This window comes from Pseudomonas sp. NPDC099000 (assembly GCF_044759925.1).
In the GTDB taxonomy this organism is placed as follows: domain Bacteria; phylum Pseudomonadota; class Gammaproteobacteria; order Pseudomonadales; family Pseudomonadaceae; genus Aquipseudomonas.
The window spans coordinates 122,069-136,033 of sequence record NZ_JBIWAF010000010.1 but is presented as its reverse complement, the minus strand read 5'-3'; the positions used below and the strand labels follow the sequence as shown (position 1 = coordinate 136,033).

Annotated in this window: 14 protein-coding genes; 9 read left to right on the top strand and 5 right to left on the bottom strand. The window is 60.3% G+C overall.

Annotation, left to right across the window (positions count from 1 at the left end; genetic code table 11):
• Window positions 1-111: 111 nt before the first annotated feature.
• Complete coding sequence (locus ACIQV9_RS15030) at window positions 112-1,632, bottom strand: aldehyde dehydrogenase family protein (RefSeq protein ID WP_403102665.1); 1,521 nt, start codon at window positions 1,630-1,632, stop codon at window positions 112-114.
• Between the two features lie 433 nt (window positions 1,633-2,065).
• On the opposite strand from ACIQV9_RS15030, the gene ACIQV9_RS15025 reads away from it, so the two are divergent.
• From ACIQV9_RS15025 to ACIQV9_RS15010, 4 genes are all read left to right on the top strand, one after another.
• Entirely contained in the window at window positions 2,066-3,979 is a 1,914-nt protein-coding gene (locus tag ACIQV9_RS15025; protein WP_403102663.1) for a sigma-54-dependent Fis family transcriptional regulator, read from the top strand.
• A 186-nt stretch (window positions 3,980-4,165) separates the two neighbouring features.
• Complete coding sequence (gene mpl / locus ACIQV9_RS15020; RefSeq protein WP_403102660.1) at window positions 4,166-5,515, top strand: UDP-N-acetylmuramate:L-alanyl-gamma-D-glutamyl-meso-diaminopimelate ligase; 1,350 nt, start codon at window positions 4,166-4,168, stop codon at window positions 5,513-5,515.
• Window positions 5,512-6,144: a flavin prenyltransferase UbiX gene (gene ubiX / locus ACIQV9_RS15015; RefSeq protein WP_010467349.1), complete on the top strand. Its 633-nt coding sequence runs from the start codon at window positions 5,512-5,514 to the stop codon at window positions 6,142-6,144. The genes mpl and ubiX overlap by 4 nt, the downstream gene beginning before the upstream one ends.
• Complete coding sequence (locus tag ACIQV9_RS15010; protein WP_403102656.1) at window positions 6,137-6,421, top strand: YceK/YidQ family lipoprotein; 285 nt, start codon at window positions 6,137-6,139, stop codon at window positions 6,419-6,421. Before ubiX ends, ACIQV9_RS15010 begins: the two co-directional genes overlap by 8 nt.
• Window positions 6,422-6,575: 154 nt before the next feature.
• Here ACIQV9_RS15010 and ACIQV9_RS15005 read toward each other — a convergent pair whose 3' ends face one another.
• The 3 genes from ACIQV9_RS15005 to ACIQV9_RS14995 form a co-directional block, all read right to left on the bottom strand.
• Window positions 6,576-7,217 carry an oxidoreductase gene (locus ACIQV9_RS15005; protein WP_403102654.1) on the bottom strand — a complete coding sequence of 214 codons (642 nt, stop codon included), beginning with the start codon at window positions 7,215-7,217 and terminating at the stop codon, window positions 6,576-6,578.
• Between the two features lie 27 nt (window positions 7,218-7,244).
• Window positions 7,245-8,963, bottom strand: a complete 1,719-nt coding sequence (locus ACIQV9_RS15000; RefSeq protein ID WP_403102651.1) for a C13 family peptidase — start codon at window positions 8,961-8,963, stop codon at window positions 7,245-7,247.
• A 104-nt stretch (window positions 8,964-9,067) separates the two neighbouring features.
• Window positions 9,068-9,523: a MaoC family dehydratase gene (locus tag ACIQV9_RS14995; RefSeq protein WP_149660901.1), complete on the bottom strand. Its 456-nt coding sequence runs from the start codon at window positions 9,521-9,523 to the stop codon at window positions 9,068-9,070.
• A gap of 197 nt (window positions 9,524-9,720) precedes the next feature.
• Here ACIQV9_RS14995 and ACIQV9_RS14990 point away from each other — a divergent pair, with 197 nt between their 5' ends.
• From ACIQV9_RS14990 to ACIQV9_RS14970, 5 genes are all read left to right on the top strand, one after another.
• Window positions 9,721-10,083, top strand: coding sequence for a CidA/LrgA family protein (locus ACIQV9_RS14990; RefSeq protein WP_109635147.1), 363 nt, complete (start codon window positions 9,721-9,723; stop codon window positions 10,081-10,083).
• Window positions 10,080-10,796: an LrgB family protein gene (locus tag ACIQV9_RS14985; RefSeq protein WP_403102648.1), complete on the top strand. Its 717-nt coding sequence runs from the start codon at window positions 10,080-10,082 to the stop codon at window positions 10,794-10,796. Before ACIQV9_RS14990 ends, ACIQV9_RS14985 begins: the two co-directional genes overlap by 4 nt.
• Before the next feature lie 10 nt (window positions 10,797-10,806).
• Complete coding sequence (locus ACIQV9_RS14980) at window positions 10,807-11,397, top strand: LON peptidase substrate-binding domain-containing protein (protein WP_131063032.1); 591 nt, start codon at window positions 10,807-10,809, stop codon at window positions 11,395-11,397.
• A 113-nt stretch (window positions 11,398-11,510) separates the two neighbouring features.
• Window positions 11,511-11,726 (top strand): hypothetical protein, encoded by a 216-nt coding sequence (locus ACIQV9_RS14975; RefSeq protein WP_403102645.1) that lies wholly within the window; start codon window positions 11,511-11,513, stop codon window positions 11,724-11,726.
• 91 nt (window positions 11,727-11,817) lie between these two features.
• Entirely contained in the window at window positions 11,818-12,396 is a 579-nt protein-coding gene (locus ACIQV9_RS14970) for a hypothetical protein (protein ID WP_403102642.1), read from the top strand.
• A gap of 53 nt (window positions 12,397-12,449) precedes the next feature.
• Here the strand turns inward: ACIQV9_RS14970 and ACIQV9_RS14965 are convergent, their stop codons facing one another.
• Entirely contained in the window at window positions 12,450-13,766 is a 1,317-nt protein-coding gene (locus tag ACIQV9_RS14965; RefSeq protein WP_403102639.1) for a bifunctional DedA family/phosphatase PAP2 family protein, read from the bottom strand.
• Window positions 13,767-13,965 lie beyond the last annotated feature (199 nt).

The window sequence follows — 13,965 nt, the reverse complement described above, 5'->3', positions numbered from 1 at the left end:
TTCACCTGTTCTTATTGTTTTTGACCGGCGTGGTTGCCGGGTGGGCGCGAAGGCCCAATGTGCAGGCAAGCTCACTCCCACAAGGAGAGCTGCTTGCCTGCGACGGACGGTTTAGAAGAAGCCCAACGGATTGATGTCGTAGCTCACCAGCAGGTTTTTGGTCTGCTGATAGTGATCGAGCATCATCTTGTGGGTTTCACGCCCAACGCCGGACTTTTTGTAACCACCGAACGCGGCATGCGCCGGGTACAGGTGGTAGCAGTTGGTCCACACACGACCGGCCTTGATGGCGCGGCCCATGCGGTAGGCGCGGTTGATGTCGCGGGTCCAGAGGCCGGCACCCAGGCCGAACTCGGTGTCGTTGGCGATGGCCAGGGCTTCGGCTTCGTCCTTGAACGTGGTGATGCTCACCACCGGGCCAAAGATTTCTTCCTGGAACACACGCATTTTGTTGGTGCCCTTGAGCAGGGTCGGCTGGATGTAATACCCGGTCGCCAGATTGCCCTCGAGTTTTTCAATCTTGCCGCCGGTCAGCAACTCGGCGCCTTCGCCCTTGGCGATTTCCAGGTACGAAAGGATTTTGTCGAATTGCTGCTCGGACGCCTGGGCGCCGACCATGGTGTCGGTGTCCAGCGGGTCGCCACGTTTGATCGACAGCACTTTTTTCATTACGACTTTCATGAAGTCGTCGTAGATCGACTCTTGCACCAAGGCACGGGAAGGGCAGGTGCAGACTTCGCCCTGGTTGAAGAACGCCAGCACCAGGCCCTCGGCGGCCTTTTCGATGAAGGTTTCTTCGGCTTGCATGATGTCGGCGAAGAAGATGTTCGGCGACTTGCCACCCAGCTCCACGGTGGACGGGATGATGTTTTCGGCGGCGCATTTCATGATGTGCGAGCCGACCGGGGTCGAGCCGGTGAAGGCGATCTTGGCGATGCGTTTGCTGGTGGCCAGGGCCTCACCGGCCTCTTTGCCATAGCCTTGCACCACGTTCAGCACGCCTGGCGGCAGCAGGTCGCCGATCAGTTCCATCAGCACGGTGATGCCCAGCGGGGTTTGTTCGGCAGGCTTGAGCACCACGCAGTTACCGGCCGCCAGGGCCGGGGCGAGTTTCCACGCGGCCATCAGAATCGGGAAGTTCCACGGAATGATCTGCCCGACCACGCCCAGCGGTTCGTGGATGTGATAGGCCACGGTGTTGCCATCGATCTCGGCGGCGCTGCCTTCCTGGGCGCGGATGCAACCGGCGAAGTAACGGAAATGGTCCGCAGCCAGCGGGATGTCGGCGTTGAGGGTTTCACGCACGGCTTTGCCGTTGTCCCAGGATTCGGTGATTGCGAGGACTTCCAGGTTCTGTTCGATGCGGTCGGCGATTTTCAGCAGCACCAGCGAGCGCGCCTGGGCGGACGTTGCGCCCCAGGCATCGGCAGCTGCGTGGGCGGCGTCCAGGGCCTTTTCGATGTCTTCGGCACTGGAGCGTGGGAATTCGGCAATCGGTTGGCCATTCACTGGCGAGGTATTGGTGAAGTACTGACCTTTAACAGGCGCGACGAACTCGCCGCCGATGTAGTTACCGTATTTGCTCTTGAACGAAACGATAGCGCCTTCAGTACCGGGGTGAGCGTAACGCATGGTGATTTCTCCTTGGCTTTTGTGCTTATAAGGGAGAGCGCATGTGCGCCTGCTATAAGCGTAGAGCAAAGGTCGGGCCACTGCCTTGCAGGTCAGGCAAATCAAGGCCTTGCGTGGTTTTTGTCGGACAGGCGGGTGGCGTCTGTGACGGTATCGGTACAGCCTTGGTGACAGTTTGTACCGCTTTTGGCACAGGCTGTGACTGGCTGGTCTTGCCAGCATTGCAATGCGGGCTAGGCTGGAGGATGCTCGGCCTCGTGTGAATGCATTGCTCTTGTAGCAGCTGCCGAAGGCTGCGTTCGAGGGCGAAGCACTCGCCTCGGTTCAGGTAATGCATACGGGACACCGATTTACGACTGCTTCGCAGCCGGACGCAGCCTTCGGCAGCTGCTACACGGAAGCGGATCGGACTCTGCGGAGAAAATAATAAGAAATGCACGACAACCATTTGAGTCGCCATGCCCAGCAAGTCTTGACCGTAACCCAGGGCAAATCCCACCTGCACGGTCCTGGCAGCGACCCGTCCATTGCCCGCTCATGGCTGCGTTGTCTTGAGGATTATCACCTCGACCCGGCCCTGACGATGGCACCGACGGTGCTGGAACATGGCCGAGTGCTGGAAAGCCGTGAACGCTTGCAGCAAGTACTGCACATCGCCGGCAACGAAATGACCAGCCTCCATCAGCAACTTTCCGGGGCCGGTCACGCCGTTCTGCTTACCGACGCCCGAGGGGTGATCCTCAACTGTGTCACCGCACCTGCCGAGCGGAAAATCTTCGAACGCGCCGGCCTGTGGCTCGGCGCCGACTGGAGCGAAGCCTGCGAAGGCACCAACGGCATCGGCACCTGCCTGGTGGAACGTCAGTCGCTGACCATCCACCAGGACGAACACTTTCGCGGCCGCCACACCGGCCTGACCTGCTCGGCAAGCCCGGTGTTCGACCCTCACGGCGAGCTGCTGGCGGTGCTCGACGTGTCCTCGGCGCGTCACGACGTCTCGCGTCAGAGCCAATTTCACACCATGGCCCTGGTCAATCTCTCGGCGAAGATGATCGAGAGCTGCTATTTCCTGCGCTACTTTGACAATCAATGGCTGTTGCGTTTTCACTTGCAGGCCGAATCCGTCGGGCTGTTCAGCGAAGGATTGCTGGCGTTCGACGGGGAAGGGCGGATCAGCGCGGTCAACCAGAGTGCATTGAACCTGCTGGGGCACATTCGCGGCGGATTGTTGGGTAAGCCGGTCGAGGCATTTTTCGATTGCTCGCTGGATGACTTGCTCGGCCGTGCAAGTGTCAACGCCAGCGCCAGTTGGCCGTTGCGCACCCGTGACGGGCGGAGTCTGTTTGCCCTGTTGCGCGGGCAGCCGCGCAGCATTCCGGTGCCGGTGGTGCCAGGCCCGGCGATTGCCGAGCGTCCGCGCCTGTCGGGCATCTGCCTGGGCGATGTCGCGTTGCAGGAAGATTTCCGCAAATCCCTGAGAGTCTTCGAACGAGACGTACCGCTGTTGATCAATGGCGAAACCGGTTCCGGCAAAGAGGCCTTTGCCAAAGCCGTGCATCAGGCCAGCCAGCGGGCCGAGAAAGCCTTCGTTGCCCTGAACTGCGCGGCGATCCCTGAAAGCCTGATCGAGAGCGAACTGTTCGGTTATCGCGGCGGCAGCTTCACCGGCGCGCGCAAGGAAGGCATGCGCGGCAAGTTGCAACAGGCGGACGGCGGCACGCTGTTCCTCGATGAAATCGGCGATATGCCTTTGGCGTTGCAAACCCGGCTATTAAGGGTGCTGGAAGACCGTCAGGTGGTGCCGATTGGCGGCGAGCCGGAGCCGGTCAATGTGCGGATCATCAGCGCCACGCACCGTAATTTATTGGAGCGGGTGCAGGACGGCAGCTTCCGGGAGGATTTGTATTACCGCCTCAATGGGCTGGAAATTGCGTTGCCGGCGTTGCGTGATCGCAGTGATAAATCCCAGCTGCTCGACTTTTTGCTGGCCGAAGAGGCGGGTGAGGAAACCGTACTGATCGACGGACCGGCACGCCAGGCGTTGCTGGCCTTTGCCTGGCCGGGAAACGTGCGGCAGTTGCGCAATGTGCTGCGCACCTTGGCGGCGTTGTGTGATGGCGGGCGGATCGGGCTGGAGGATTTGCCGGTGATGATTCGTCAGGCCAGGCCATTGCAGGTTGTGGCCGTTGAAGCGCCTTCTGAACATCCACTGGACGATGCCGAACGGCTGGCGTTGCTCAATGCGCTGGAGCAGACGCGCTGGCACATGACCCATACCGCTGAACAGCTTGGTGTCAGCCGTAACACCCTCTATCGAAAACTACGCAAACACGGCATCGCCCGGTAAACCGCGTCGCGGCCAATCGCGGGCAAGCCCGCTCCCACATGAGTTGCGGTGTGAACACCATTGTCCGAGCGCCGCTGGACCTTGTGGGAGCGGGCTTGCCCGCGATTGGCTTCAGTGAGACCGAAACACAAGGTGCGATTTTCCCCTCCCTACGCTAACCTGCGGCCATGTTTTACGAGGTCGACTATGCACATTCATATTCTTGGTATCTGCGGCACTTTCATGGGTTCGATGGCGGTTCTGGCCAAAGAGCTGGGCCATCACGTGACGGGCTCCGATGCCAACGTCTATCCGCCGATGAGCACTCAGCTTGAAGCGCAGGGCATTGAGTTGACCCAAGGCTACGACCCCGCTCAACTCGATCCGGCGCCGGATCTGGTGGTGGTCGGCAACGCCATGTCCCGGGGCAACCCGGCCGTCGAATACGTGCTGAACCAAGGCCTGCCTTACGTCTCCGGCCCACAATGGCTGGCTGACCACGTGCTGCAAGGCCGTTGGGTCCTGGCCGTCGCCGGCACCCATGGCAAAACCACCACCAGCAGCATGCTCGCCTGGGTCCTGGAGCACGCGGGCATGAGCCCGGGTTTCCTGATTGGCGGCGTGCCGCAAAACTTCTCGGTGTCGGCGCGCCTGGGCGGCACGCCGTTCTTCGTCATCGAAGCCGACGAGTACGACAGCGCGTTCTTCGACAAGCGCTCCAAGTTCGTTCACTACCGCCCGCGCACGGCCATCCTGAATAACCTGGAATACGATCACGCCGACATCTTCCCGGATTTGCCCGCCATCGAGCGGCAGTTCCACCACTTGGTGCGGACCATCCCGAGCGAAGGCCTGGTGATTCACCCGACCACCGAGCCGGCTTTGCAGCGCGTCATCGAGATGGGCTGCTGGACCCCGGTGCAAACCACCGGTGCCGGCGGTCAGTGGCAGGTCAAACTGCTGAGCGAAGACGGCTCGAAGTTCGAAGTGATGTTCGAAGGCGTCGCCCAAGGCATCGTCGATTGGGACATGACCGGCCAGCACAACGTCGCTAACGCCCTGGCCACATTGGCGGCGGCTCGCCACGTCGGCGTTGTACCGTCGATGGGCATCGCTGCATTGAGCGCCTTCAAAAGCGTGAAACGCCGGATGGAGAAAGTCGCCGAGGTTCGCGGCATCACCATCTACGACGATTTCGCTCACCACCCGACGGCGATTGCGACGACCCTCGACGGCTTGCGCAAACGCATCGGTGATGCGCCGTTGATTGCGATCATCGAGCCGCGCTCCAACTCCATGAAGCTCGGCGCTCACCGCGACGGCTTGCCGGAAAGCGTGGTCGATGCCGATCAAGTGATCTGGTACGCCCCCGCCAACCTCGGTTGGGACTTGGGCGCGACCGCCGCGTTGTGCACCGTGCCGTCGATTGTCAGCGATTCTTTGGAAGGCATCATCGAGCGCGTGAAGAGCCAGGCGCAGCCCGGCACCCACGTGGTAATCATGAGCAACGGCGGCTTCGGCGGCCTGCACGGCAAACTCGCCGAGGCGCTGCAATGAACAACGGCCCGGAACGCATCACCCTCGCGATGACCGGCGCTTCGGGCGCCCAGTACGGCTTACGTCTGCTCGACTGCCTGATCCGCGAAGACCGCGAGGTGCACTTCCTGATCTCCAAGGCTGCGCAACTAGTGATGGCCACCGAGACTGACGTCACGCTGCCGGCCAAGCCGCAGACGATGCAGGCCTTCCTCACTGAATACACCGGCGCGGCCGCCGGGCAGATCAAGGTGTACGGCAAGGAAGACTGGATGTCGCCAGTGGCCTCGGGCTCCGGTGCACCGGCGGCGATGGTGGTGGTGCCTTGCTCCACCGGGACCTTGTCGGCGATTGCGACCGGTGCCTGCAACAATCTGATCGAACGGGCTGCCGATGTGACGTTGAAAGAGCGTCGCCAGTTGATTCTGGTGCCGCGCGAGGCGCCGTATTCGAGTATTCATCTGGAGCACATGCTCAAGCTGTCGAACATGGGCGTGACGATTTTGCCGGCATCCCCTGGCTTCTATCACCAGCCACAAACCATCGACGACTTGATCGACTTTGTCGTGGCGCGGATTCTCAACCTGCTGAACATCCCGCAAGACATGCTGCCGCGCTGGGGCGAACACCATTTGAGCAGCGATGAATAAGCTGCTGATTATTCTGCTGGCGCTGCAACTGACGGGCTGCGCCACAGCGCGCACGCTGGACGCGGCCAAGCCGGGCGCACCCGTGGTGTACGCGGGGACGCGTCTGGATCTGTACGCCATGAACGGTGGATGCTGCGCCATGGACCGGTTCGGCGCCGAAGCGCCGAGCTACCCCGGTGTCGACCTGCCGGCCAGCGCGTTGCTCGACACGCTGTTATTGCCGTTGTCATTGCTGACGGTGATCGGGGTGAGTTTTCAGGCGACTGGTGGGTTGTAGGAGACCCTGTGGCGAGGGGGCTTGCCCCCGTTGGGTCGCGAAGCGGCCCCATTTGCTTATTCAATAACACCGAGCCGCCTGGATTTACGACTGCTTCGCAGCCGAACGGGGCGGTGCGGCGGTCCGACAAGCCCCCTCGCCACAGGTCCGCGGATTATTTGCCTAACTTGCGCAACTCATCCGACTCGACAATCCGCACCCCATCCTGCTCTTCCAGCGCCAGTCTCCACATGGCGCGGGCCAGTTGGCAGGCTTCGATGCCGCGGTATTTGCCGGGGATCAAGCGCGATAACGGCCCGACAAGTTGCTCGGCCGTGCGCGGTTCGAGTCGCTCGCCCAGCAGCAGTGAAGGTCGGCAAATGGTCAGCTGCGGCCAGTCTTGCGCGCGCAATGCATACTCCATTTCGCCTTTGACCCGGTTGTAGAAAACCGAGGATCTGCGATCAGCCCCCAAGGCACTGATCACGATCAGGTGCCGTGCACCCATTTCCCGCGCACGTTTGGCAAACGCTACCACCATGTCCAGGTCGACCGCGCGAAAGGCCTTTTCGGAGCCGGCCTGTTTGATCGTGGTGCCGAGGCAGCAATAGGCGATGTCGACGCGACCGTTCAGTTGCGGCAGAAACTCCGCTGGGTCGCCGACCGGATTTTCCAGATGGGGATGCTCGGCCAGCGGCCGGCGTGAGGGGGCCAGTACCCTTGAAATCGTTGGCTCATTGAGCAAGCGATCAAGCAAGTGTTCACCGGTCAACCCGGTAGCTCCGGCAAGCAATACATGCTGAGGCGTCAAGTACATAGTGTTTCCCCCTTGATACTGTTCAGCTTAGTTGCTCTTTGCATCCTTGCTGCTGATAGAGACACTTTGTAGTGCTTTTCGTGCCTGCTGTTTGCGTAAGAGTTGCCAGTGCGAGAGAACGGTTTTCGGCGCCCAGATCTGCGGTTCAGAGGCTTCGAAGCCGTCAGCCAGTTCACGCTCTGCCACCGTGGCCTTGGCCAGCTTGAAGGCTTGCTCCAGGTCGTCGGTCTGGTTCAGTGCCTGGGCGAATAGCGCGTCACCGAAGTAGGTGAAGTTGGCTTCTTCCGAGCAACCGAAGGACACCCGGTCAGCGCGCGAAGCGGTCATGATCAGCGTGCGTTCATCCTTGAGTGCGGGGATGAAGCCGCCGGAATAGCAGGACGAAATCACCACGATCTTGTCGCGATTTTTCAGCGGCGCGAGCACGGCGGCGAGTTCGTCGGCCGGCAGGTCGGCCAGTTCCATGCGCGGCTGGTCGAGCACCAGCTCATGTTCGCTGCTGCCGTGGCTGGTCAGGTAGATGAAGATCAAGTCTTCCGGGCCACTGCGTTCGGCGAGCGTCATCGCGGCGCGGCGCAGGTTTTCCCGGGTGGCCATCGGCCGGTCGACGAGGTGATCGCGATGGTTCACCAGGCGGATCTGGCCGAAGGCGCTGAAGCGGCTGCGGAGCATGTTGCTGACGTAATCGGATTCACGCAGGAACACGCTCTGCTTGCCGTCACCGCCCAACGTCAAGGTGTACAGCTCGACCACCGGGGTCGAGGCCGGTACGTTCGACAGAGCGTCATCAAGCAGCCGGCCCTGGGCCAGCAAGCCGAGTTCCAGGGTGTCGGGCAGCAACTTGCCATCGGCATCGCGAACACGTTGGCCATTGATCCACGTTCCGCTTTGCACCGTGCCGTCGGTGAGCACCAGGGTGCCGCGCCCCGAGTAGCTGTCACTGTCGAACTGGCCGATGTAGAAGCTGCCGTCGGGCAGGTTCAATCGACCCTGGCCGGTAAAGCGCCAGTCGCTGAACTGGCCGATGTAATGGCTGCCGTCAGCGCCGATCAACTCGCCTTTGCCATTCAGCGAGCCTTCCTTGAACTGGCCCAGCCAGACATCGCCGTCGGCGTTCTCGTAGCGGCCCTTGCCGTGCAGTTGATTGTTCTTGAAGCCACCGACGTAGATGTCGCCGTCGGCGCTGTTGAATGTCCCGTTGCCTTCCAGCTGACCGTCCTTGAAGTGCCCGGTGAACTGATTGCCGCTGGCGTCGCCGCGCTGGCCTTCACCGTTGGGTTTGCCGTGGGCGAACTGGCCCTGGTAGGCGCTGCCGTCGTCGAGTTCGAGACGACCGAGCCCTGAATATTGATCGGCCTTGAACTCACCGCGATAGGTCATCGCGTTTTCTTTGAGCGTGCCTTCACCGTCACGGCGGCCGAGTTTGAATCCGCCGGTGTAGCTGCTGCCGCTGGTGGTCAGTGTGCCCTTGCCGTCGAACAGGCCTTGATTGAATTGTCCACGATAGACCTCGCCGTTGCTGCCATGCCATTCGCCCTGGCCATGCCATTGGCCCTTGTCGAACTCGCCGGCGTACCAGCTGCCATTCGGGTAGTCGATGCGGCCCTGGCCTTGCAGCAAACCGTTGACCAGATCACCGCGATAGCGCCCGCCGTCCGGCAAGCGGGCATCCGGGGGCAGCAGCGATTCGCCATCGCCGCAAGCGGTGAGCAACAGGGTCAAGGCGAGGAGGGCAAGTGAGCGCATAGCGGGATCCGGGCAATTAGGCGACCGAGTATGCCGCAGCTATGTGTCGTGTATATAGAGACACGGCGCGAAACAGCGTGAGCTGTTTCGCTATCAGGCCTGTGTCAGACGAAACAGAGGGACAGCGGCTCGGCGATATACGCCGGTTTGTCCGATCCTTCGATTTCAAGCGTAGCGGTGGCTTTGAGCAGCCATTGGCCGGGTTTCTTCTCGGTGACTTCGTTCATGTCGACCTTGAGCCGGACCCTGGAGTTGACTTTCACTGGCTGGATGAACCGCACGCTGTCCAGGCCATAGTTGACCACCATCTTCGCCCCTTGAGGGAGGATCAGGATGTCTTCCATCAGTTTCGGGATCAGCGACAGCGACAGGAATCCGTGTGCAATGGTGCTGCCAAATGGCGTTTGCGCGGCTTTGACCGGGTCGACGTGAATGAATTGATAATCGCCTGTGGCTTCTGCGAACAGGTTGATGCGCTCCTGATCGATGGTGAGCCATTCGGAACGTCCGAGTTCCTTGCCGACATAATCTTTGAGCTCTGCAACGGGAACATAGGGCATTGAGACTCTCCTTGTGTTTCATCGGATTTATAGTTTTTCGAGTGGGGGGATTTGGCCTCCCTGTGAACCACTTTAGATCAACATGGCAAATTGCTCCGGTCAACTGACCATGCTTTTGGCGAATGCCGATCCATAGCGTTGACGTGCTTATAATGCTCGGCCCATTTTTGGTGGGGAAAGCGTGCGGGAGATGCTGGATGTTGTTACGTGGCCTGACCTGGCTGGTGCTGTTCCAATTGCTGGGCACAGCCATCAACCATTTGTTTTTGCCGGTACTGCCCGGGCCGATTGTCGGCCTGCTGCTGTTGCTGGTGTACCTGATTTCACGCGGGCAAGTTGGTGAGCCGCTGAACCTGGCGGCCAGCAGCCTGCTGCGCTATTTGCCGTTGCTGCTGGTGCCGCCGGCCGTGGGTGTGATGGTTTACGCCAAGGACATCGCCGCGGACTTCTGGGCCATCGTTGGCGCGCTGGTGTTGTCGCTGGTGCTGTCCATGGCGTTTGCCGGGGTGCTGATGCAGCGCATGGTCAAGCGTCATGCCCATCGCGGAGATCGCCCATGATCCTCGATTGGCACGGCGCGCTGGATTCGGTGATTCATCATCCGTTGTTCGGCATCGGCATTACGTTGGGCGCTTATCAGCTGGTGCTGGCGGCCTTCGAGAAAACCCGTTGGATCTTTCTGCAACCGGTGCTGGTCTCCATGCTGTTGGTGATCGGCGTGCTGGTGGCGTGCGGGATCACTTTTGCCGAGTACCGCAAGAGCACCGAGATCCTCAGCATCTTGCTCGGGCCTGCGACCGTTGCACTGGCGGTGCCGCTGTACCTGAATCTGCGACGCATTCGGCAGTTGTTCTGGCCGATATTTACTACGCTGGTGATAGGCGGCGTGGTTGCCACGGGCATGGGCGTGTTGCTGGGCTGGTGGTTTGGCGCCGAACACATGATCCTGATGACCATGGCGCCGAAGTCGGTGACGTCGCCGATTGCCATGTTGGTGGCCGAGCAGATCGGGGGTGTCGCGGCGTTGGCCGCGGTGTTCGTGTTGATCACTGGCGTGATCGGTGCGATCTTCGGACCGAGCCTGTTGACCCGGCTCGGTGTGCACAGTCCTGAAGCCCGGGGCATGGCACTGGGCATGACCGCCCATGCGGTCGGCACTTCGGTGGCCTTGCAGGAAAGTGAAGAATGCGGCGCCTTCGCGGCGCTGGCGATGAGTCTGATGGGCGTGGCCACGGCAGTGTTCCTGCCGTTGGCGGTGTCGATGGTGGTGTAAGGAAATGTCTATGAGCTTGCCGCTTTTTCCGCTGAACACAGTGCTGTTTCCTGGCTGCATCCTCGACTTGCAGATCTTCGAGGCGCGCTACCTGGACATGATCAGCCGCTGCATGAAACAGGGCGGCGGCTTCGGCGTGGTGTGCATTCTCGACGGCGAAGAAGTGGGCATCGCCCCGGCGGGCTATGCGCTGGTGGGCTGCGAAGCGTTGATCACTGATTTCAAGCAGCAGGACAACGGTCTGCTGGGGATTCGGGTACAGGGCGGACGGCGTTTTCATGTGTTGCGCACCGAGGTGCAGCGCGATCAATTGACCGTCGCTGACGTCGAGTGGCTGGAAGACGAACCTGAACAGCCGCTGCAGGATGAGGATGCGGACCTGGTCGCCCTGCTCAAAGCCTTGGCCGAACACCCGATGGTCGAAGCGTTGAACATGGGCACCGAAGCGACCGGGCAACAGTCGCTGGCGAACCAGCTGGCCTATCTGCTGCCATTTGCCGAACTGGACAAGATCGACCTGCTGCAGCTCGATGATCCCCAGCAGCGACTGGATGCGATTCAGGCGTTGCTGGATGAGTTGCAGGGCGAGTTGTTTGCCTAGTTGTACTTTGTATTAAGTTGTCTGGTTCGCCACTATTGTCTTCGTAAAGCTCAATCAGTAGTTTGCAGCTATTCGCATGAGGCGAATTAACTGTTAACTATATGGATGTGGTTATGACAATTTATGAAGATGAATGGGCGTTTTGGGATGATATTGTCGGGCGTTATATTTTAAAGCACGCGGGTACCGAGTCTAATACGGCTAATATTATTGACGCCGCTGCTTACTATGCAGATTCAATGGTTGTCGCGCGACGTAAGCGCAAGCGCGTAAAGCTTTCAGTCTCCGGCACTGCTGCCGATATTTCAGACGCTCCGGCGGCCATTTAGTACACGACTTATAAAGTATTCGGCAACGGACTGAATTCCGCACGTATTGCTGAATAACAAGAATTGTGTGAAAAACACCTTGAGGTGATCCATGTCTCTGGAAAATCAAAGCAACGCATTTACCGCTAATCTTTACGTCAACGGCATGCCGGTGGTACTCAACCAGCAGCGCCTGAAGCTTCGGCTGCGCGACCCGCGAATCACCCGGCGCGAGCGCCTGGACGTGGAGGTGGCGTTGGCGAGTCACGACAGTGCAAGTATTCTGACGCTGGCCGATCATGAGGATGACAAACCCTTGTTGTTGAAGTTTGTGCCCAAGGCTGGCAAATATGAAGTTCTGGCCATTATTCGAGGTGCCTATGAAGGTGGTCGTTTAACGGTTGATGCCGGAACCCATCATCTTTACATGAATGGCGGTTTGGAAGGTTCCAGTTTTTCCATACGCAAGCATGGGGTGGAACGAACTGGTTTTGATGATCTTGTTGCCGGTCCTGTGTATGTGCAGCTCGTGAGTGAGCTTAATAGTCGGCCGCTCTATCTCGCTGACGACAAGGGGAAAGTGCATTTTAAAGATGTTGATCCAAACGCCACCAAGCATGATGCGTTCAATAATGACCCTGTCAACTTCGTGATCAAGATTGTTGATAAGCCGGGCGAGGTGCGCAAGTAAAAAAACGCCATCAGTCCTGCACTCTGATGGCGTGTACCTCATTAGGTATTAGCCTAATAGGCATACCGCAACATCGCATGCGGCAGATGTCGCAATGCAAAGAACCCGAACAACGCCACCAACGCCGGCAATATCAGCCACCAGATCTTGGGCGGCATGGCATTGAGCGATGTCTGACGCTGGCTCAGCCACAAGCTGGCGGCACACACGCAGGCCGCCAGCATCGCACCGGCCAGTACATCCGTCGGCCAGTGCGCGCCCAGGTACACCCGCGACAAGGCAATCGCCAGGGCAGGCAGACAACCCAGCAGCAACCAGGTCAGGCGCATCCGCGGCGGCTGACCGCGCCCGGCCAGCACGGCGAGGGTCAGGAACAACGCGAAGGAACCCGAGGCGTGGCCACTGGGCATGCTGTAGCTGGTCAACGGATCGCTCAGGATCTCCGGGCGCACGCGAGCGAAAAATTGTTTGGTGAACGTGTTGCCCAGGGCAGTGAAGAGCAGGGTGCCGCCGGCGAAAATCGCCTGGCGCCACTGCCGGGTGAGCAGCAACAAACCGGTCAGCAGGGCGCTGAACAGCAGCATGTTGCGGAACTCGCCGATCAGCGTGAAGGTGACGGCCACTTCATCGAGCATCGGGCTACGGTGTTCCTGCACCAGCGCCATCACGCCGTGATCGAGCGCGGTCAGGTGCGGGTAGCCGATAAACAGCCCCGCCAGAATCAACAGGCCGAGGCTGGCTATATACGCGGTGGCGTGGCGATGGCGGCGCAGGCTGCTGGTCACGCTCAAACCGATCATTACCGCAATGCTGCCGGCGACGATCCCTGCCTCAGGCCAGAACCCGTCGGGCAATGGCAAGCGAATCGCTGCACCCGTGGCCCAGCCGGGCAGCAGGTACGCGACGCTCCAGCCCGCTGCGGCCAGCAAGCTGACAGCGGCGAAACGCGGGAACGGCATGTCGAACATTCCGGCGACCATCGGCAGCATCGGGCGCAGCGGGCCGATAAAGCGTCCGACCAGCAGGCTGGCGATGCCGTAGCGCTGGAAATACGCCTCGGCGCCAGCGATCCATTCCGGATGATGGCGCAACCCTGGCAGGCGCCGGATGTTCTGGTGGAAATGTCGACCGATGAAGTACGAAACAATGTCGCCCAGCACACCGGCGACAAACCCCAGCAATAGCGTTTCGCTCAATGACAGCGCGCCGCTGCCGGCCAGTACCGCCACGGCGAACAGCAACACCGTGCCGGGCACGATCAGCCCGGCGATCGCCAGGCATTCCACGAAGGCCACTATGAACACCGCTGCGGCCAGCCATTGCGGGTTAGCCGCCAGCCAACCGGTCACGCTATCGAGCCATGGGCCCATAAAAACAACTCCCTCTGATGTTCATTGGTCCCTTGGGACGAGCGCAATCTTCAAAGCACTACACATCCCCGCGGGAGCGACCTGTGGCGAGGGGGCTTGTCGGACCGCCGCACCGCCCCGTTTGAGTGCGTAGCACTCACAAAATCTTTGCGGTATCACCAATTTTGGGGCCGCTTCGCAGCCCAACGGGGGCAAGCCC

Bases quoted from the DNA above. Each gene is read 5' to 3' on its own strand.
- ACIQV9_RS15025 (WP_403102663.1), top strand. From the start codon at position 2,066: ATGCACGACAACCATTTGAGTCGCCATGCCCAGCAAGTCTTGACCGTA.
- ACIQV9_RS14995 (WP_149660901.1), bottom strand. From the start codon at position 9,523: ATGCCCTATGTTCCCGTTGCAGAGCTCAAAGATTATGTCGGCAAGGAA.
- mpl (WP_403102660.1), top strand. From the start codon at position 4,166: ATGCACATTCATATTCTTGGTATCTGCGGCACTTTCATGGGTTCGATG.
- ACIQV9_RS15000 (WP_403102651.1), bottom strand. From the start codon at position 8,963: ATGCGCTCACTTGCCCTCCTCGCCTTGACCCTGTTGCTCACCGCTTGC.
- ACIQV9_RS14970 (WP_403102642.1), top strand. From the start codon at position 11,818: ATGTCTCTGGAAAATCAAAGCAACGCATTTACCGCTAATCTTTACGTC.
- ACIQV9_RS14975 (WP_403102645.1), top strand. From the start codon at position 11,511: ATGACAATTTATGAAGATGAATGGGCGTTTTGGGATGATATTGTCGGG.
- ACIQV9_RS15005 (WP_403102654.1), bottom strand. From the start codon at position 7,217: ATGTACTTGACGCCTCAGCATGTATTGCTTGCCGGAGCTACCGGGTTG.
- ACIQV9_RS14990 (WP_109635147.1), top strand. From the start codon at position 9,721: ATGTTGTTACGTGGCCTGACCTGGCTGGTGCTGTTCCAATTGCTGGGC.
- ubiX (WP_010467349.1), top strand. From the start codon at position 5,512: ATGAACAACGGCCCGGAACGCATCACCCTCGCGATGACCGGCGCTTCG.
- ACIQV9_RS15010 (WP_403102656.1), top strand. From the start codon at position 6,137: ATGAATAAGCTGCTGATTATTCTGCTGGCGCTGCAACTGACGGGCTGC.
- ACIQV9_RS14985 (WP_403102648.1), top strand. From the start codon at position 10,080: ATGATCCTCGATTGGCACGGCGCGCTGGATTCGGTGATTCATCATCCG.
- ACIQV9_RS15030 (WP_403102665.1), bottom strand. From the start codon at position 1,632: ATGCGTTACGCTCACCCCGGTACTGAAGGCGCTATCGTTTCGTTCAAG.
- ACIQV9_RS14965 (WP_403102639.1), bottom strand. From the start codon at position 13,766: ATGGGCCCATGGCTCGATAGCGTGACCGGTTGGCTGGCGGCTAACCCG.
- ACIQV9_RS14980 (WP_131063032.1), top strand. From the start codon at position 10,807: ATGAGCTTGCCGCTTTTTCCGCTGAACACAGTGCTGTTTCCTGGCTGC.